The organism is Actinopolymorpha pittospori (assembly GCF_014873875.1).
In the GTDB taxonomy this organism is placed as follows: Bacteria; Actinomycetota; Actinomycetes; order Propionibacteriales; family Actinopolymorphaceae; genus Actinopolymorpha; species Actinopolymorpha pittospori.
In genome coordinates, this window is record NZ_JADBEM010000001.1 from 10,332,244 (window position 1) to 10,349,942 (window position 17,699).

General features: G+C 70.0%; 19 protein-coding genes. 11 read left to right on the plus strand and 8 right to left on the minus strand.

Annotated elements, in window-relative coordinates; all coding sequences use genetic code 11:
- Positions 1–12: 12 nt before the first annotated feature.
- Both HEB94_RS47830 and HEB94_RS47835 read left to right on the plus strand, forming a co-directional pair.
- Complete coding sequence (locus tag HEB94_RS47830) at positions 13–1,134, plus strand: alpha/beta fold hydrolase (protein ID WP_192755976.1); 1,122 nt, start codon at positions 13–15, stop codon at positions 1,132–1,134.
- The gene (locus HEB94_RS47835) at positions 1,127–1,567 is read left to right on the plus strand and encodes an HIT family protein (RefSeq protein ID WP_192755977.1); all 441 of its coding nucleotides are present in this window, start codon (positions 1,127–1,129) and stop codon (positions 1,565–1,567) included. The genes HEB94_RS47830 and HEB94_RS47835 overlap by 8 nt, the downstream gene beginning before the upstream one ends.
- Positions 1,568–1,849: 282 nt before the next feature.
- On the opposite strand, the gene HEB94_RS47840 is transcribed toward HEB94_RS47835, so the two are convergent.
- From HEB94_RS47840 to HEB94_RS47850, 3 genes are all read right to left on the minus strand, one after another.
- Positions 1,850–2,470 carry a transketolase family protein gene (locus HEB94_RS47840; protein ID WP_202896939.1) on the minus strand — a complete coding sequence of 207 codons (621 nt, stop codon included), beginning with the start codon at positions 2,468–2,470 and terminating at the stop codon, positions 1,850–1,852.
- Between the two features lie 14 nt (positions 2,471–2,484).
- The gene (locus tag HEB94_RS47845) at positions 2,485–3,180 is read right to left on the minus strand and encodes a thiamine pyrophosphate-dependent enzyme (RefSeq protein ID WP_337918484.1); all 696 of its coding nucleotides are present in this window, start codon (positions 3,178–3,180) and stop codon (positions 2,485–2,487) included.
- A gap of 128 nt (positions 3,181–3,308) precedes the next feature.
- Positions 3,309–3,971, minus strand: a complete 663-nt coding sequence (locus HEB94_RS47850; protein WP_192757153.1) for a class I SAM-dependent methyltransferase — start codon at positions 3,969–3,971, stop codon at positions 3,309–3,311.
- A 125-nt stretch (positions 3,972–4,096) separates the two neighbouring features.
- On the opposite strand from HEB94_RS47850, the gene HEB94_RS47855 reads away from it, so the two are divergent.
- Genes HEB94_RS47855 through HEB94_RS47865 form a run of 3 tightly spaced genes read left to right on the plus strand, consistent with a single transcriptional unit; the run spans position 4,097 to position 7,195 of the window.
- Entirely contained in the window at positions 4,097–4,624 is a 528-nt protein-coding gene (locus tag HEB94_RS47855) for a PadR family transcriptional regulator (protein WP_192755979.1), read from the plus strand.
- On the plus strand, positions 4,621–5,367 hold the full coding sequence (locus HEB94_RS47860; protein ID WP_337918485.1) for an ABC transporter ATP-binding protein: 747 nt from the start codon (positions 4,621–4,623) through the stop codon (positions 5,365–5,367). Before HEB94_RS47855 ends, HEB94_RS47860 begins: the two co-directional genes overlap by 4 nt.
- Before the next feature lie 4 nt (positions 5,368–5,371).
- Positions 5,372–7,195 carry an ABC transporter permease gene (locus tag HEB94_RS47865; protein ID WP_192755980.1) on the plus strand — a complete coding sequence of 608 codons (1,824 nt, stop codon included), beginning with the start codon at positions 5,372–5,374 and terminating at the stop codon, positions 7,193–7,195.
- A 92-nt stretch (positions 7,196–7,287) separates the two neighbouring features.
- Here the strand turns inward: HEB94_RS47865 and HEB94_RS47870 are convergent, their stop codons facing one another.
- On the minus strand, positions 7,288–8,964 hold the full coding sequence (locus HEB94_RS47870) for a carboxylesterase/lipase family protein (protein ID WP_202896941.1): 1,677 nt from the start codon (positions 8,962–8,964) through the stop codon (positions 7,288–7,290).
- Positions 8,965–9,218: 254 nt separating this feature from the next.
- Between HEB94_RS47870 and HEB94_RS47875 the strand changes: the two genes are divergently transcribed.
- From HEB94_RS47875 to cbbX, 4 genes are all read left to right on the plus strand, one after another.
- Positions 9,219–9,590 (plus strand): VOC family protein, encoded by a 372-nt coding sequence (locus HEB94_RS47875; protein ID WP_192755982.1) that lies wholly within the window; start codon positions 9,219–9,221, stop codon positions 9,588–9,590.
- Positions 9,591–9,834: 244 nt separating this feature from the next.
- Positions 9,835–11,280: a form I ribulose bisphosphate carboxylase large subunit gene (locus tag HEB94_RS47880; RefSeq protein ID WP_192755983.1), complete on the plus strand. Its 1,446-nt coding sequence runs from the start codon at positions 9,835–9,837 to the stop codon at positions 11,278–11,280.
- Positions 11,281–11,294: 14 nt separating this feature from the next.
- Entirely contained in the window at positions 11,295–11,762 is a 468-nt protein-coding gene (locus HEB94_RS47885; protein WP_192755984.1) for a ribulose bisphosphate carboxylase small subunit, read from the plus strand.
- A 32-nt stretch (positions 11,763–11,794) separates the two neighbouring features.
- On the plus strand, positions 11,795–12,778 hold the full coding sequence (gene cbbX, locus HEB94_RS47890; RefSeq protein WP_202896943.1) for a CbbX protein: 984 nt from the start codon (positions 11,795–11,797) through the stop codon (positions 12,776–12,778).
- A 35-nt stretch (positions 12,779–12,813) separates the two neighbouring features.
- On the opposite strand, the gene HEB94_RS47895 is transcribed toward cbbX, so the two are convergent.
- From HEB94_RS47895 to HEB94_RS47905, 3 genes are all read right to left on the minus strand, one after another.
- Positions 12,814–13,302, minus strand: coding sequence for a MarR family winged helix-turn-helix transcriptional regulator (locus tag HEB94_RS47895; protein ID WP_192755986.1), 489 nt, complete (start codon positions 13,300–13,302; stop codon positions 12,814–12,816).
- Positions 13,299–13,772, minus strand: coding sequence for an EVE domain-containing protein (locus tag HEB94_RS47900; RefSeq protein WP_202896944.1), 474 nt, complete (start codon positions 13,770–13,772; stop codon positions 13,299–13,301). Before HEB94_RS47900 ends, HEB94_RS47895 begins: the two co-directional genes overlap by 4 nt.
- A 114-nt stretch (positions 13,773–13,886) precedes the next feature.
- Positions 13,887–14,834 carry a phosphoribulokinase gene (locus HEB94_RS47905; RefSeq protein ID WP_192755987.1) on the minus strand — a complete coding sequence of 316 codons (948 nt, stop codon included), beginning with the start codon at positions 14,832–14,834 and terminating at the stop codon, positions 13,887–13,889.
- Positions 14,835–15,113: 279 nt separating this feature from the next.
- On the opposite strand from HEB94_RS47905, the gene HEB94_RS47910 reads away from it, so the two are divergent.
- Complete coding sequence (locus HEB94_RS47910; RefSeq protein WP_192755988.1) at positions 15,114–15,776, plus strand: response regulator; 663 nt, start codon at positions 15,114–15,116, stop codon at positions 15,774–15,776.
- Positions 15,773–17,149, plus strand: coding sequence for a GAF domain-containing sensor histidine kinase (locus HEB94_RS47915; protein WP_337918487.1), 1,377 nt, complete (start codon positions 15,773–15,775; stop codon positions 17,147–17,149). Before HEB94_RS47910 ends, HEB94_RS47915 begins: the two co-directional genes overlap by 4 nt.
- Here HEB94_RS47915 and HEB94_RS47920 read toward each other — a convergent pair.
- Positions 17,137–17,679, minus strand: coding sequence for an NAD(P)H-dependent oxidoreductase (locus tag HEB94_RS47920; RefSeq protein WP_192755989.1), 543 nt, complete (start codon positions 17,677–17,679; stop codon positions 17,137–17,139). The two genes, HEB94_RS47915 and HEB94_RS47920, sit on opposite strands and share 13 nt — an antisense overlap.
- Positions 17,680–17,699 lie beyond the last annotated feature (20 nt).

Consider the following 17,699-nt stretch of genomic DNA (forward strand, 5'->3'; position numbering starts at 1 on the left):
CAGGCTTGCGGCATGGACTACGACTTCCTCGTCCGTCCCTACGAACTGAACCTCCGCCACCAGACCCCAACAGGGCCCAGGCGGCTGTCCTTCGACCGGGCCGGGCTGTCGCTGGCGGCCTGGCGGGAGCAGGCCAGGAGCAAGCTGACCGAACTGGTGTGCGTCGACGAACACCCGGCGGGCGGGACCGTCACCGAGCTACGCCAGGCCGTCCACCAGGGAGTGGACGTCACCGCGCTTGTCATGCGGGTCGACGACGACCTGTCGGTACCGGGCTACCTGCTCCGCCCCAGCGGTGTCCCACCGGCGAGTGACGCAACCGCTGTGCTCGCACTGCACGGCCACGGACAGGTGGACGAGTGCCTGGGCGTGGCCGGCGTCCACGAGGACTACCACCATCACTTCGCCCTGGCCCTGGCCCAGGCAGGGCACACCGTGTTGCTCCCCGAACTGCGAGGATTCGGTTCCCTCCACGACCTGGCGGCGCAGCGCGACGGGGAGAGCCTGACCTACTGGCGCTGGGGCAGCCACATGGCCTACACCGCCCTCACCGACGGCTTCCAGAACGGTCGCACCCTCATGGGCGACACCATCGAGGACCTGCTGCGTTGGGAACGCTGGCTCGCCACGAGGCACGGCGTACAACACGTGGACGTCGCGGGCATCTCCTGGGGCGGCGACCTCGCCTGCACCTACCCGGTGTTCAGCACGCGCGTACGCTCGATCTTCGCCAGCGGAACCCTCGGCTCCTTCACGGCAGTCTTCTCCGGCGGCGGGAACGCTCCTGCACACTGCGTTCCCGGTGTGCTCGGCTGGTTGGACCGGGCGGACATCGCGGGGTTGAACGCTCCGCGCCGGCTGGCGGTGCACTACGGCGAGCTCGACGTACCCGGGCCGGACAACGCCTCGGCCTCCTACAACGAGACCGTCCCCGACGCCTACCAGCGGCTACACCGCATCTACGCGGCCGCGGGCGCGGCCGACGCGGTGTCCCTGCACGTCAGTCCGTCCCGGGGTCATGAGATGGACAACGAGCTCCTGCTGCGCTTCCTGCAGCAACAGACCGAGCGACGTCGACACGGCGCGCAGCCCGTGTCGGAGCGAACCGTCCATGGGTCGGTGGACGATGCCTGACTGTGTGTTCTGCGAGCTGCTCGACGGCGGCGACGCACGCTGGGTCGCTCGGGAGGACCGTGCGGTCGCGTTCCTTCCGCGGCCCGGCGGCGAACTCGCACCGGGCCACACCCTGGTGATCCCCCGCGCCCACGCGGTCGGTGTGCTCGACTGCGAGCCCGCCGACCTCAACGCGACGATCGCCCTCGTCCAGCGGGTCGGTCAGGCGATGGAGCGCGCGTTGGGCGCGACCGGTGTCGTCGTGTTGAACGCCAGCGGGACCGACAGCGGGCAGAGCGTTCCGCACCTGCACTTTCATGTCGTTCCGTGCTGGGCTGACGACGAGGCGACGTTCTGGCCGGCGGAGGTGTCCGCGCACCGCATGGACGGGCCGGTGCACGAACTCCTCGCCGCCGACCTGTCCGCGCCGAGCGCCGGTCGGGATCGGCTATGAGGACACGACCTACTCCGGGCGGGCCGCCAGGAAGTCGGTGACCGAACGGCGGATGCCGGCCGGGTCGAGGCCGTGCAGCGGATCGTGCTCCTCCGGGGTGCCGTACCGGCGTAGCTCCACCCGGCCGACGCCCAGCGAGTGCGTGCGGTGCGGGCGGTCGTTCAGCGCCTCGTCGACCAGCCGGGTGGAGGTCCCGGCGAGGTAGGGCTCGACGAGGACGACGTCGCCCGAACGGGCGAGCGTCCGGATGGCGTCGAGGTCGAGCGGGCGTACGGTCGCGACCTAGCCGACGGTGACGTCCAGCCCTTCGGTCGCCGCCAGGACCGGGTCGAGCATCGGGCCCACGGCGAGGACCAGCGCCGCGCCGCCGTCGCGTACGACGTCGATCGCGCCTTCCGTCGCCGCCGGGTGTGCGGTGGCGTTGGTGCGGTTGGACAGCCGGACGTAGGCCGAGCGTTCCGCGCCGACCGCGTGCCGCAGCAGCGGGCCGACCTCGTCGGGGTGGCCGGGTACGTGCACCGCCCATCCGGGCAGCGTGTCGAGCAGCGCCACGTCGCCGGGCGCCTGGTGGGTGCGGCCGCCTTCGGTCCAGTCGTAGGACGCCCCGACGCTGACCAGCACGGCCTTCGAGTCCTGGTGACCGAGGTCGAGCTTGATCTGCTCGAAGGAGCGCTCGACCAGGAACGGTGCGTAGGAGTGGGCGATCGGGCGCATGCCGGTGAGGGCGAGGCCGCCCGCGACGCTCACCATGAGCGCCTCGCGGATGCCGACGTTGACCACCCGGTCCGGATGGCGACTTGCCGACTCCTCGAACTGGTCCGCTGAGATGTCGGCCAGGACGACGGCCGTACGGGGATCCTCCTCGATCAGGTCCTCGACGGTCTCGACGAACCGGGTCCGCATGTCCCTCATCGTGCTCATCCCTTCGGTTCCACGACCGCGACCACGACATGGGGTCGGTGCGGTGCGTATGTGGTCAACGCGGCCTCGAGCTCCTTGTGGTCGCGACCGCTCACCGTGTCCGTCAACCATCCATTGACACCGAAGCGGCTGGCGACACCGCCGGGCCAGCCCTGCGTCGCCGACTGGTTGTCCACCACGACGACGGTGAGGTTGTCGAGCCCCTTCGAACCGGCGTAGGCGATCGCCTCGTGATTGGTGCCCTCGTCGAGTTCGGCGTCGCCGACCAGGACGACGACGCGGCTGTCGGTGTTTCCCTGTGCCCGCAGGCCGAGTGCCACGCCCACGCCGAGTGGGAGGCCGTGCCCGAGCGACCCGCTGGAGATCTCCACGCCCGGCACGAGTATCCGGTCGGGGTGGTGGCCCAGTGGCGAGTCGAAGCGGCCGAAGCCGGTGAGCCACTCGAGCGGGATGAATCCCTTCGCCGCGAGTACGGCGTAGTACGCCATCGGCCCATGGCCCTTGGAGAGCAGGAACCGGTCCCGGGCCGGGTCGTCCACCGTCGTGGGTGACACCCGCAGCACCCTGTCGTACAACACCCACAGGACGTCGAGGGTGGAGGTCGCACTCGGTCCGTGCTTCTCGTCCCCGGTCATCATTGTCAGCAGCCGGGGAAGGTCGTCGTATCCGAGGTCCTTCGCTGTGGTCTTCACGTTCTCGAGGTTGGCACGACCTGCGCCGCCGCCCATCGGTCAGAGGGCGGCCGGGGACTCCGTCGTTGGACCTACGCCCGGCCGGCGACCGATTTGCCCGGCCTGCGGTCACCGGGACGCGAGGCGTGTCAGCGTTGTCCGGCTTGGTTCTTGCGCCACACCAGCGTGTAACGCCAGAACAGGCGACGGTGCAGACGTGCACCCGGGAGCACCTGACGGGCTTCGCGGAGGACGTCGGGAAAGTGCATCTGCGCGGGGCGAGCACGCGCGGACATCGCGACCGGTTTGGTGCCGGCGCGTCCCCGGTGCTTCACCCATCCCATGGCGAGGTTCGCCGGGATGGAGACGACGCCGAGCAGGTGCTCGGTGCGGGTGGAGTCCTGGGTGAGACCGACGACCACCAGAGTCCCACCCGGTGCGAGGTGTGCCCGGAATCGGGTGAGCGTCTCGACGAACGGCAGGTGATGGAGTGCGGCGACACAGGTGATGACGTCGTAGGGACCGGACGGGAGGGTGGTGGACGCGTCCGCCACGGTGAAGGTCACCGGAGCGGCCGGAGACGTCAGTTCGCGAGCCCGCGCGACGATCTGCGGGTCCGCGTCGATCCCACGTACGACGTCGGCGCGGGAGGTCAGACGTCTGGCAAGGTCTCCGGTGCCGCAGCCGACGTCCAGCGAGCTGTCGAACCGTTTCGGTAGCTGCCGCAGGATCCAGCCGTGGTAGTGGGCGTTGTGGTCCCACGGGTGCGCGGCGTTGAACCGGTTGATCGCCGTCAGGGTGCGCTCTCCCATAGTCGTCACGCCGACATTCCAGCAGATCGCCGCGTCCGTGGCGATCACGCCGGAAGTCGCACTGGTGGTGGCGTCTTGACACCTCGGGGGCCTAACCGTTAGATATAACGGTTAGGGAGGCCTGGATGCAGCGAGAAGTAGTTCTGGCGATGCTTGCCAAGGAGCCGTCGCACGGTTACCAGCTGGGGGCGCGGCTGCGCGACGCGCTCGGCCCCCTCGGTGACGCGATGAACGCCGGGCAGGTCTACGTCACGCTCACCCGGCTGGAGAAGGCCGGCCTCGTAAGCGTCGAGCAGGCCACGGACGGCGCCGACCAGTCGGATCGCAAGGTGTATGCGCTCACCCCCGCCGGTCAGCAGCGGGTCGCCGAGTGGATCGCCGAGGTGAGCTGGCCACGACCCGACCTCGTGGACTTCCATCTCAAGCTGATCGCCGCCACCTCGGCAGGGCTGTCCGATCCGCTCACCATCGTCGACACTCAGCGCCGCGAACTGCTGCGTCGGCTGCGTGACGCCCAGCGCGCCGCCATGGCCGAGCCGGACCACTCCAACGCGGCCCTGTTACTGGAGGGCGTCGTCCTGCGGCTGCAGGCGGACCTGCGCTGGCTCGAGGCATGTGAGAAGAACTGGACCCACCGAAGGAGTGGATCGTGAGCGACGCCGCCGACAGGCCCGTGCTTCGCGCCCGCGGGTTGCGAAGGGACTACGGCAAGGGGGAAGGACTGGTGCGGGCCGTCGACGGGGTCGATCTCGACATCGCGGCGGGTGAGACCGTCGCGATCATGGGGCCCAGCGGGTGCGGAAAGTCCACGCTGCTGCACCTGCTCGGCGGGCTCGACCGGCCCAGCAGCGGCGAGGTGGAGGTCAACGGCCGGCGCATCCACGACATCAGCGAGAGGGCCTTGGCCCGCATGCGACGGACCGACGTCAGCTACGTCTTCCAGTCCTTCCACCTGATGGAGGAGCTCACCGCCGTGGAGAACGTCGAGCTGTCCGTGCTGCTGGCCGGGGGCTCGCCCCGGGCGGCGCGGCGGCGCGCCGAGGAACTGCTGGAGCAGGTCGGGCTCGCCGACCGTGCCCATTTCCTGCCCTCGGCGCTGTCCGGTGGTCAGCGGCAGCGGGTCGCGGTCGCCAGGGCGTTGAGCAACGAGCCGTCGGTCGTCCTCGCCGACGAGCCGACCGGCAATCTGGACAGCGCCGCCACCCTGGACGTCCTTCGGCTCTTCGAGGGCCTGCACGAGTCCGGGCAGACGCTGGTCATCGTCACCCACGACGCGCGGATCGCGGCCACCGCGGACCGGATGTTCTCCATGCGCGACGGCGCGTTCGTGGACGAGACCAGGTTGACCGGTGGCACCACCGGGCAGCTCGGCACCATCGTCGGGCTGGAGGACTGAGGCGATGGGTCGCATCGTGTTCGTCTGTCGCGTCGCTGTGCGCGACCTCCGGCGGCGCCGCACCGAGGCCGCGCTGCTGCTTCTCGCCATCATGGCGGCCACGGCGACGTTGACGCTCGCGCTCGTGCTGCGCGACGCGGCCAGCGACCCGTACCAGAGCACCCGGAAGGCGACCAACGGGCCCGACGTGGTCGCCTCCGTCCAGTCCGCCGGGCTCGACCGGCTCGAGAAGTTGGTGAGCGCGGCCGGTGTCACCGACCACAGCGGGCCCTATCCGGTCACCGCGGCGAAACTGCGGGCCTCCGGCAAGACGTCAGACGTGCAGGCCGTGGGGCGCGACGCCGCGTCCGCGTCGGTCGACCAGCCCAAGGTGATCCAGGGCGACTGGGTCAGCGATGGTGGCGTGGTGGTCGAAGCCGCGTTCGCCAACGCGGTCGGCGTGCACATCGGTGACACGGTCACCCTGGAAGGCCGGTCGTTCACGGTGGTGGGCGAGGCGGTCTCCGCAGCCATGCCGCCCTATCCGGGGTCGTCCTGCCTCGTCGCTCCCGGTTGCGTGAACGGCGCGGTACCCGACGACGGCACAGCGCCAGCAGGGCTGCTCCACAACCCCGGGCTGGTCTGGCTCACCCAGGCCGACGTCCGAAGCCTCGAATCGGATCCCGCCTCCCTGTCCTACGCGTTGAACCTGAAGCTCGCCGATCCGGCCCAGGCTCCGGCGTTCGTCGACACCAACCAGGGCGACCGCGGCCACCCCCTGCCCATGCAGAGCTGGCAGAACATCCTCAACGACGCCACCGAGCTGGCCCGCGACTCGCAGATCCTGCTGCTGCTCGGCGCGTGGCTGCTCGGCCTGCTCGCCATGGCGAGCCTCTCGGTGCTGGTCGGCGGCCGGATGGCCGATCAGACCAGGCGCGTCGGGTTGCTGAAGGCCGTCGGCGGCACCCCAAGCCTGGTCGCCGCGGTGCTGCTCGCTGAGTACGTCCTGGTGGCCATCGTCGCGGCAGCGGCCGGACTGACGATCGGCTCGCTGACCGCACCGCTGCTCGCCGGGTCGAGCGCCGGCCTTGTCGGTAGTGCGGGCACGCCGGCACTGACCGCGTCCACGGTCGGTCTGGTGCTCGGCGTGGCACTCGTCGTCGCGACCGTCGCGACCGCCGTCCCGGCCGTGCGAGCGGCCCGCTCGAGCACCGTCGACGCGCTGGCCGACGCGCCCCGCCCGCCCCGCCGCCTGGGTTGGCTGATCTCGCTGTCAGCGCGGCTTCCCGTGCCGCTGCTGCTCGCCCTGCGGGTCGTCGGCCGCCGGCCGCGACGCGTCGTGCTGGCGATCCTCAGCGTCGCGATCACCGTCGGCGGCATCTACGTCCTGCTGATCCTCAACGCCTTCCTCGCGACGCAGCCGGGCGAGGGCGGGTACGACGAAGCCCAGGTCGGCGTGTTGCGTCACGTGCTGCTCGTCTGGTCGGTCGTTCTGCTCTGCCTCGCGGCGATCAACGCCATCGTCATCACCTGGGCAACGGTGCTCGACAACCGCCGTTCGTCGGCGCTGGCGCGTGCGTTCGGCGCCACCCCCAGGCAGATGAGCACGGCACTCGCGACCGCGCAGGTGCTGCCCGCGCTCGTCGGCGCAGTCCTGGGCATCTTCCCGGTCGGCTTCGCTTTGTTCGTGGCCATCGACGCCATCACCGGTGGCGACAGCGCGGAGGCCACGTTCCCCTCGCTGTGGCAGATGCTCGTCCTGGTGGGGGCGACACTGATCGTGGTGGGGGTGCTCACCGCGGTTCCCGCTCGCCTCGGCACTCGCCGGCCCGTGACCCACTACCTCTGAGGAGGCGTCCCCGGACCCCGTTGCCCGGTTCGATCGGTCCGAGGGTGCGCTCCCCCCGGGGCGTCACGCCGACATTCCAGCAGACCACCCCCTCAGAGGCGATCACGCCAGAAGTCGCACTGGTGTTCACGGGCGGCGTCGACCGTGCTGATCCCGCCCACGCCGGGCGCCAGGCCGAGCTCGCCGGTGCCGGCCGGCTCGTCGCGGTGCCACACCGGTCGACCGCCGCCGTTGGGGTCGGAGGTCCAGGCGAAGCGCGTCCAGTAGCCGACCATGGTCGCCGCGAGCGCGCGTTGCTCCGGTGTGTACTCGACCGGCTGGAAGTGATCGTCGATGGGCAGTCCGGGGATGTCGAACAGGTACAGCAGGTCGGCCGCGTGGGAGGCGCCGGCGGGGAAGTCGGCCGCAACCGGTGCGAGCGGTGGTGCGTGCTCGTCGGCGAACTCGTAGGTGTAGGTCGGGACCCGCCGCGACAGCGCCCGGCTGGTCTCGAGCTGCGTACACACGAACATCCGGTCGGTGTCGATGCTCGCCCAGGCGATCCCCGGGATCTGGTCGCCGCGGGGATAGTGCCGGTCGACCGCCGCGGCGTCGTCTCCGTAGGCCTCCTCGATCAGCCCCGGGTACTCCGCCGCGGTGATGGGTTGGCCGAGGAAGGCGCGGGAGCCCGCGATCAGCCGGGCCTCGTCGCGGGTGTGGCCGGAGATCGCCGGGACGTGGTGGAAGTGGCCGGCGCGTATGGCGACACCGGGGTCGAGCGGGAGGATCGGTGTGCCCGTCGCGGCGGCGATGAAGGCGCCGTTGCGGGTGAGGAGATCGTCCTTGTCGAGCCCGCGTAGGCACCGCAGTTCGGCGGCGTCTGTGTCGCGTGCGCAGTCGAGTTCGCTGGCGGTGCGGGCGCCGGCCGCGTTGGCCTCCCCCACCGGCGTCCAGAAGGACCCGGCGGCCGTGCCGATGGCCGGGCCGTTCTTCGGCCAGTCCAGCGTGCACGAGCCACTCATCAAGACGACCTTGTCGAAGAGTCCGGCCGCCGACGGGGAGGTCAGTTGGCCGCACGCACCCACGGCCCCGCCGGACTGGCCGAAGAGGGTGACGTTGTGCGGGTCACCGCCGAACGCGGCGATGTTGGTGCGTACGAAGCGCAGCGCTGCCTGCTGGTCGGCCAGTCCGAACGTGCCCGAGCCGGGCAGCCCTGGGTGGCCGAAGAACCGGAAGATGCCGAGGCGGAAGTCGACCGTGACCACGATGACGTCGCCCTGGCTGACCATCCGGGTCGGGTCGTAGCCGCTGCCCGCGCCGCTGGACAGGCCGCCTCCGTGCAGCCACACCATCACCGGAAGGGGACGACGTCCACGGGCGGTGTCGGCGGTGTCGGCGGTCTCGGTGGTGTTGGTGGTGTCTCGCGGCACGGTCACGTCGACGTAGAGGCAGTCCTCGCTGTCGGTGCCCGGGGTGATCGAGCCGGGCGACTGGGCGCAGGGCGGTCCGGACTTCTTCGCCGGCCGCACGCCTAACCAGGGTCGCACCGGTTGGGGCGGTCGCCAGCGCAGGTGACCCACGGGTGGCGCGGCGTAGGGGATCCCCAGGAAGCGGGTGGTCTGCTCACCCCTCACGCCCTCGACCGGGCCGGCGCGGGTGCGGACGACGTTGTCCGCGTCGGGCGGTGCGGACGCGGAGGCCGGAGGTGTACCGGCGCCGGCGAGCAGGGGGATGGCGAGGATCGTCGCGGCCAGCGTGGTCACGCGCCGCAGAACATGGAATCTCGTCATGCCCGACATCCTCCGCGGACAGACCGCCGGCACGCCCCTGTCATCCGGTGCGAGCTGGTTCCCCCGAAAGTCAGACCGCCACCTCGACGATCGACAGGGAAGGTGCCTGTTCACCGCGCCCGCCCGGCCGCCCGACCCCAGACGGAGCAGGAATCCCGGTGGCATGTTGCGCCGAATGGACCAAGAATGGAGGTTCGACGCAGCCGTACGAACCGCGTGCGAACGCGGCCGAGATGCCAATGGGGGTGTCCGCAGTGGCAGTCGAGCTCAACCACACCATCATCCACGCGCAGGACCGGCAGGCTTCCGCCGAGTTCCTGGCCCGGATCCTCGACCTCGAGGTCGGTGCGCCCACCGGACCGTTCGTGCCGGTGACGACCTCCAACGGCGTCACGCTGGACTTCATGAACGCCGACCGGGACGCGATCTCCGCGCAGCACTACGCCTTCCTCGTCACCGAGGAGGAGTTCGACGGGATCTTCAAACGGGTCCAGGAGGGCGACGTCTCCTACTACGCCGACCCGGCCATGCGGCAGGCCGGTCAGATCAACACCCGCGGCGGCGGACGAGGCTTCTACTTCGCGGATCCGGTCGGACACGCCATGGAGGTCCTCACCCGCGCCTAGGGGTGGCACCCGCAATCGAGCGAGCCGCGCGGGCGAGTGGTTCGGCCGTGCCCGGCTGGCCGTGGATGACCGCGAGTCAGGACATGTCCGGACACCCGCCCGACGCATGCCGGGCTCATCCTGAGCGTTTCCGTACGAGCGAATAGCCGACCGACCGCCCGGGTACCTGCACTGAGCAGGCCATGTGAACGCATGGTGTGAACACACGGCCCTTGGGCGCGCGAACCACATGTCGGGAGCTCGTATGACATCAGGTGACGGCATGGACCGCTGGGGTGCCGGCGTGATCCCGTATGCGGAGATGGGTTACTGGCAACCCGACTACGCGGTCAAACCGTCGGACATTCTCGCGGCCTTCCGGATCACACCGCAGCCCGGTGTTCCCGCGGAGGAGGCGGGCGCCGCGGTGGCGGGTGAGTCCTCGACCGCGACCTGGACCGTGGTGTGGACCGACCGGCTCACGGCCTACGACCAGTACCAGGGCAAGTGCTACCGCGTCGACCCGGTGCCCGGGAAGAGCGGTGAGTACATCGCCTACGTGGCCTATGACCTGGACCTGTTCGAGGAGTCCTCGATCGCCAACCTGACGTCCTCGATCATCGGCAACGTCTTCGGGTTCAAGGCGCTCAAGGCGTTGCGGCTGGAGGACATGCGGATCCCGCCGCACTACACGAAGACGTTCCAGGGCCCGGCGCACGGCATCGTGATGGAACGCGAGTACCTCAACAAGTACGGCAGGCCGCTGCTGGGCGCCACCGTCAAACCGAAGCTCGGGCTCTCCGCGCGCAACTACGGCCGGGTCGTCTATGAGGCCCTGCGTGGTGGGCTGGACTTCACCAAGGACGACGAGAACATCAACTCCCAGCCGTTCATGCGCTGGCGGGACCGCTACCTGTTCTGTATGGAGGCGGTCAACCGGGCCGAGGCGGAGACCGGTGAGATCAAGGGCCACTACCTCAACGTCACCGCCGCCACGATGGAGGACATGTACGAACGCGCCGACTTCGCCAAGGAAATCGGCAGCGTCATCGTCATGATCGACCTCACCGTCGGCTACACCGCGATCCAGTCGATGGCGAAGTGGGCGCGCCGCAACGGCGTCCTGCTCCACCTACACCGCGCGGGCCACTCGACCTACACGCGACAGAAGTCCCACGGTGTGAGCTTCCGGGTCATCGCGAAGTGGATGCGACTCGCGGGCGTCGACCACATCCACGCCGGCACCGTGGTCGGAAAGCTCGAGGGAGATCCCAACACCGTCGGGGGTTTCTACGACACCCTGCGCCTGAACAAGGTGGAGCCGGACCCGGTCAAGGGCCTGTACTTCGAACAGGACTGGGCCTCCATGCCCGGCGTCATGCCGGTCGCCTCCGGTGGCATCCACGCCGGCCAGATGCACCAACTGCTGCACTACCTCGGTGAGGACGTCGTACTCCAGTTCGGTGGCGGGACCATCGGGCACCCGATGGGTATCGCGGCCGGCGCCGCGGCCAACCGGGTCGCGCTGGAGGCGATGATCAAGGCCCGCAACGAGGGCCGCGACTATCTCGCGGAGGGCGAGGACATCCTGCGTGCGGCCGCCCGGCACAGCCGCGAACTCGACATCGCGCTGTCCACGTGGGGAGACATCACCTTCAACTACGCGTCGACGGACACCCCCGACGTGGTCGAGGTGCCGACGTCGATCTGAAGGACGGACACGACATGCGCATCACCCAGGGCACCTTCTCCTTCCTGCCCGACCTCACCGACGCCGAGGTCGAGGCACAGATCCAGTACGCCCTCGACAACGGCTGGTCGCTCGCGGTGGAGTTCACCGACGACCCGCATCCCCGCAACCACTACTGGGAGATGTGGGGGCTGCCGATGTTCGACCTGCGCGACGCGGGTGGGGTGCTGTACGAGGTGAACGAGTGCCGCAAGGCGTACCCGACGCGCTACATCCGGCTCAACGCCTACGACGCCCGGCACGACCGCCAGTCGATCGCCTTGTCCTTCATCGTCAACCGGCCACCGGAGGAGCCTGGCTTCCGCCTCGACCGCCAGGGCGGCAACGACCGGCGGATGCGCTACACCCTCCATCCCTACGCGGCCGACTATCCCTCCGGTGACCGCTACCCGGTCGACCGTCCGACGGGTGACGGGCACCCGCCCAGCGCGCCGCGGCCATGACGGGATCGGACCAGCGCCGCCCGGGATTCGGCATGCCGACGCCCGGTGATCGCAGCCGGGCGGACGTTTCGCCCGGCGCCGACGGTCCTGATCCGGACACCTCGGTGCCGGAGGCTCGGACCGACGAGGACGTACCGCCGCTGCCCTCCGACGCGACCGTCGACTTGGTCGCCGAGCGGCAGGCCGCCGGGATCGACGCCATCCTCGACGCCCTCGACCGCGAACTCGTCGGCCTGGCCCCGGTGAAGACCCGGATCCGGGAGATCGCTGCGCTGCTGCTCGTGGACCGGGTACGCCAGCGCTTCCGGCTGAGCTCCTCCCGGCCCAGCCTGCACATGTCGTTCACCGGGAGCCCGGGCACCGGCAAGACGACGGTGGCGTTGCGGATGGCCGAGCTCCTGCACCGGCTCGGCTGCATCGACAGGGGTCATCTCGTCGCCGTGACCCGCGACGACCTGGTCGGGCAGTACGTCGGGCACACCGCGCCGAAGACCAAGGAGGTGATCAAGCGTGCCATGGGCGGCGTGCTGTTCATCGACGAGGCCTACTACCTCTACCGCGAGGACAACGAACGCGACTACGGCCAGGAAGCGATCGAGATCCTGCTCCAGGTCATGGAGAGCCATCGCGACCGGCTGGTGGTGATCCTCGCGGGATACAAGGACCGGATGGACTCCTTCTTCGGTTCCAACCCGGGCATGAGCTCGCGCATCGCGCACCATCTGGACTTCTCTGACTACGACCTGGCCGAGCTGATGGGGATCGCGGGACTGATGCTCGAACAGGAGCACTACCACTTCTCCCCGGCGGCCGAGCAGACCTTCCATGACTATCTCGTACGCCGGATGCGGCAACCCCGCTTTGCCAACGCGCGCAGCGTGCGCAACGCGCTCGAGCGCGCGCGGCTGCGGCAGGCCAACCGGCTGCTCGACGCGCAGGGACGCACCTGGCACAAGGACGACCTGATGCGCTTCGAGCCAGAGGACTTCCTGGTCAGCCGGGTCTTCTCGGAGTGAGGGCACCGAGTGACCGGGGCGGGTCGGAGCCGCGTTCACTCCCCCGGCAACGAGGAGTTGACAGCTGGACCGGCGGCGGAAGCCAGGTCGCGGAGCATGGCGGTGAAGTCGGCCCGGCCGGAGGCGAGCGGGGAGAAGAACCGGCGGTCGGTGTCCTCCACAGCGGCGTTGGCCCGTCTGGCGAGGTCCGCCCCCTCGGGCGTGACGGTGACCGCTCGCGCGCGCGAGTCGCTCGGGTGCGGACGGCGTCGGAGGAGCCCCCTGGTCTCCAGGGCGCGCAGAACCTGGGAGGTCATCATCGGATCGGTTCGGACGTGGGCGGCGAGGTCGCTCTGGGTCATCGGGCCGGCCGCCTCCATCCAGGTGAGGGCGGCGAGGAGCACGAACTGCACGTGCGTGAGCCCGAAGGGCTTCAGCGCCGCCCGTTGCGCCGCCTGCCAGGAGTTGGTGACCTGCCACAGGATCAGGCCGGTGCTGTCGTCGGCGCGGGAGAACTCACTTCCGAGCGGGTTCGATCCGGTCATGGTTCGCCCTGGCGCATGGCCTGGTGGATGAGGGTGAAGTCGTGGTCGCTGAGCGGGACGAGTCCACGGCGTAGCTGCTGACCCCAGTTCGGGGGTGCGGTGAGCTCGAGAAAGGGTTTCAGCGTGTCGATCGGTACGGGTCGAGCGCTCAGATCGTAGGAGACGCGGCGCCGGAACGGTTTGAACGATCCTTCGTCCGCCTGCCAGATCTCGTCGTCGCTGATGGTTCCGAGCGCGGTGAAGCAGCGCAGGCGGGACGGCTCACCGAGGCGTTCCTGTGCGGAGTAGTAGACCAGGCTGTCGCCGGCCTTCATCCTGGCGAGTCCCGCGCGTTTGCCGTGGCCGATCTGTGCGATCGACAGGCTCACGCCGCGTCGTACGTGCTCGGCCGAGACGACTCCGAGCCAGGCGGTCATGCCCGCTCCGACGGTCCGCACGAGATCGTCAACGTCGTCAAGGTCGCCCTGCACCGACGTGTGGTGGTGTCGCGGTCGGTTCGAGGTTCGGTCACCCGGCTAGTATGCGCGCTTAGTATCTTCTGGTCAAGACACGGCGGAACCGACGGGAGCCAGGCGGGAGTCGACCTACTCCACGGCGGCGAGCAGGTGGTAGAGCAACAGGAGTTGGGTGATCGCGAGCGGTTCGCTGCGGTCACCGTTGCCGAGCGCGCCGAGCGTCTCGGCCGGATAGCCCGCGTCAACCCCGAGTTGCGCCCAGAGGGCCTTCTCGACCATCCGGCTCTCCTCGCGGGGGACGTAGCCGTGGATGTGCAGGGCGTCGACGGGAAGGCCGTCCTCGTCGCGGCACAGCCGCAGGTGGATCGCCCGCTGGTCCCGCTCGGCGAGGATCCCGTGCAGGTCCGGATGCCGGATCGTCGGCCGCAGCATGAGTTCCGCCGACAGCGGCGTACCCGGTGGATCGTCGCGCCCGACGACCGGGCTGAACCTCGCCACCACGTCGGCGAAGCCGCGCTGAGGCCGGATGAACGCGGCGGACTCGGGCTCGCGGGCCTCGAGTTCGGCGCGTACCTGCTCCACGTCGTACCCCCGCTTCTGGGTGTCGCGTCGAAGCTTCCAGCGGCGTCTGATGTCCTCGGGCGGGTCGAGGTAGACGGTGATGTCGAAGCAGGCACGCATCAGCCGGGAGTGCAGCGGCAGGAGTCCCTCGACGATGACGAACTCGCGGGGCTCCATGAGTTCGGGCCGGGTCAGCTGGCCGGTGTCGTGGTCGTAGACGGGCTTGAGGATCGGCTGCCCGGTGGCGAGGAGCTGCAGGTGCTGCTCCATGATCGCGATGTGGTTGCAGTCGGGGTGCAACGCCGTGAACGGCAGGCCCTTGCGTTCCTGGCGGTCGTAGCGGTGGTAGTCGTCCACGCAGATGGTGGTGACCCGCGACGGCCCGAGCGGCTCGGCGATTCCTTTGGTCAGCGTCGTCTTCCCGGCCGCGCTGTCGCCGGCGATGGCGATCATGATGGGTCGCCTGCTCGGCGGTTCCGGACGCACCCGTTGCATCCGGATCAGCTTGTGCGGCATGTCGTTCCTCCCCCCGGAAACGGACGTGTCGCCAGTGTCGTGAGGTTGGCCACCTTCATGGACAGACCTACGCGATGACGTCGGGACAGACCCTGTGGAGACGAAGCCGCCAAGCGGCGACCCGGCCCCCGTCCGCTTGCACCGACCGTAGATCGACGGCCGCCCGAGGGGCATCCCCCCGGCAGGGGGTGCGGTGGGGGATCAGGAGATGCCCCTGATCGCGGGCGGGGGACCTGTGAACCGGCCAAGATCTGTCGGACACGCCTCTAGTCTCATCCCATGGGCAGCAAGCCGCTGCGGCTCGTCCTGGTCGATGACCACGAGATGGTCCTGGAAGGCCTGAAAGCCCTTCTCGCACGGTTTCGGGGCCGAGTCCGCATCGTCGCACAGTCGGTCAGCGCGGACGACGCCGAACCTCTCGTCGCCGCGCTCGACCCGGACGTCGTCGTGTCCGACGTACGGCTGCGCGGCTCGGCCAGCGGTCTGGACCTGTGCCGGCGCCTGGTCGAGACCGACGCCACGCGTCGCGTCGTCCTCCTCAGCGCATACGACGACGAGCAGTACCTCTTCCAGGCACTCCGGGCAGGAGCCGCGGGTTACCTCCTGAAGTCCATCGACCGGGAGGAACTGGTACGCCAACTCGAACGCGCGGCGACGGGCGAGACGGTCGTCGACCCGTCGATGGCCGGCCGGGCGGTGGCCTCGGCGGCCCGCCTGCAGGCCGGGGAGTTCTGGCCCGGCGCGCATCTGAGCCTGACCCAGCGCGAGAGCGAGGTCCTCGGTTTCCTGGTCTCCGGGCTGACCAACCGCGCGATCGCCGGGAAGCTCGTCCTGGGCGAGGAGACCGTGAAGAGTCACGTCCGCGCGATCTTCCGCAAGCTGGACGTGAACGACCGCGCTGGCGCGGTCGCCGTGGCCCTGCGGGAAGGGATCTTCCAGTGACCGGGCCCGAGCCGCGGATCGGGGCGGTGGGCCGGTTGGGCGGCGCCGGCGCGGGTCCCAGAGGCGGCGGCACCGGGACAGGGCTCGGGCTGGGCGACACCGCCTCGGAGAACGCCCTGCTCATCGGGATCATCGAGGCGATCTCCGCCGGCCCCGAACTCGAGGTGCTCGCGGCCAAGGTCGCCCCGCTCATCGTGGCGGCGACGGCCACCGACGAGTGTTTCGTGCACGTCCTCGACGACACCGATCGGTCGCTCACCCTGGCGGGGGCGACACCGCCGTTCGACCGTGAGGTGGGGCGGATCAGGTTGCTGCTCGGTGAGGGGGTGACCGGGTGGGCGGCGAGTCACCGGGAGCCGGTCGTCATCGTCGAGGACAAGGCGACCGATCCTCGCTACCGCTACTTCCCGCAACTGCACGGCGAGGACTACACGTCGATGGCCTCGGTGCCGATGGCGAGTTCACCGGGCGGCCTGGTCGGCGTCCTCAACGTGCACACCCGGGCCCGCCGCGAGTTCACAGACCGCGACGTCCGGCTGCTGACGTCGATCGGGAGCCTGATCGCCGGGGCCGTGCACCAGGCCCGTCTGCACCGCCGGCTGGCCGCCCGTGAACGCGCGCACGAGAGGTTCACCGAACAGGCCATCGCGGTGCAGGAGTCCGAGCGCCGCAGGCTGGCCGCCGAGATCCACGACGGCATCACCCAACGCCTGTGCAGCCTGCGTTTCCACCTGGACGCGGCGGCCGAGGCGCTGACGGAGGAACCCACCTTCGCCGGCGAGCAACTCGTCCTTGCCCGCCGGCTCACCCACCTCACCATCGACGAGGCGCGGGCCGCCATCAACGACCTCCGCCCGCCGGTCCTGGACGACCTGGGCCTCGCCGACAGTCTGGCCAGCCTCGCCCGGTCGACCGTGGGCGTCGAGGTGTTCGTGGAGGTCGACCACTGCGTACTGCCCGAGCACGTCGAGATCGCGCTGTACCGCATCGCCCAGGAGGCGCTCCAGAACGTCGTGAAGCACGCGCGCGCGAGCAACGTCCGGCTCAGCCTGCGCCGGGACGGGCACGAGGTCTCCCTCGAGGTCACCGACGACGGACGCGGCTTCCCCGACGACGGGGCACCCTGCGACATCGACGGCGCGGCGGGCGTCGACGGCTTCGACGGCGTTGACGACGTTGACGGCGCCGACAGAACCGGCGGCGACAGAACCGGCGGCGCCGATCGCGCTGACCGGGGTGAGGGTGCGTACGGCGGCTACGGCCTGGGCAGCATGGCCGAGCGGACGGAGCTGATCGGCGGGCGGCTGGACGTACGGTCCCAACCGGGGCAGGGCACGACGGTGGTCGCGAAGGTCGCGGTTCACCCGCCGTAGGGTCGCGCCTCCCGTCCGGCTCGCAGTGTGAAGGCCCACCAGGCGAGCTGGTCGAGGAGTACGTGGGCGGCGACGCCGACCCCTTCCTGGTCGCGGGGCACTCCCGCGGCGTCGAACTCCCCACGCGCCCGGTGGAAGCTGACCGACTCGCGCACCGTGACCGCGTGGAGTTCGGCGAAGACCAGCCGCAGCCCCTCCGCGGCGCGCAGGCCGCCGGAGACGCCGCCGTAGGTGACGAATCCGACGGGTTTGGCGTACCAGCCGGTCTTCACCGAGTCGATGGCGGTCTTCAGCGGTCCGGGATAGGCGTGGTTGTACTCCGGCGTGATGACCACGAACGCGTCGGCCGCGTCGATCCGGGAGGTGAAGTCGACGGAGGGCCAGGGAGTCTCGGCGAGGTCGATGACGTCGAGTTTCACGTCCGTACGGGCTGCGACCTGGCCGAGGAACCAATTGGTCACGACGGGGGCGAACCGACCTTCTCGCACGCTGCCGACGATGACCGCGAGCTGGTATTGATCTTCGGGCACGAGGGATCCTTCCTGGACCG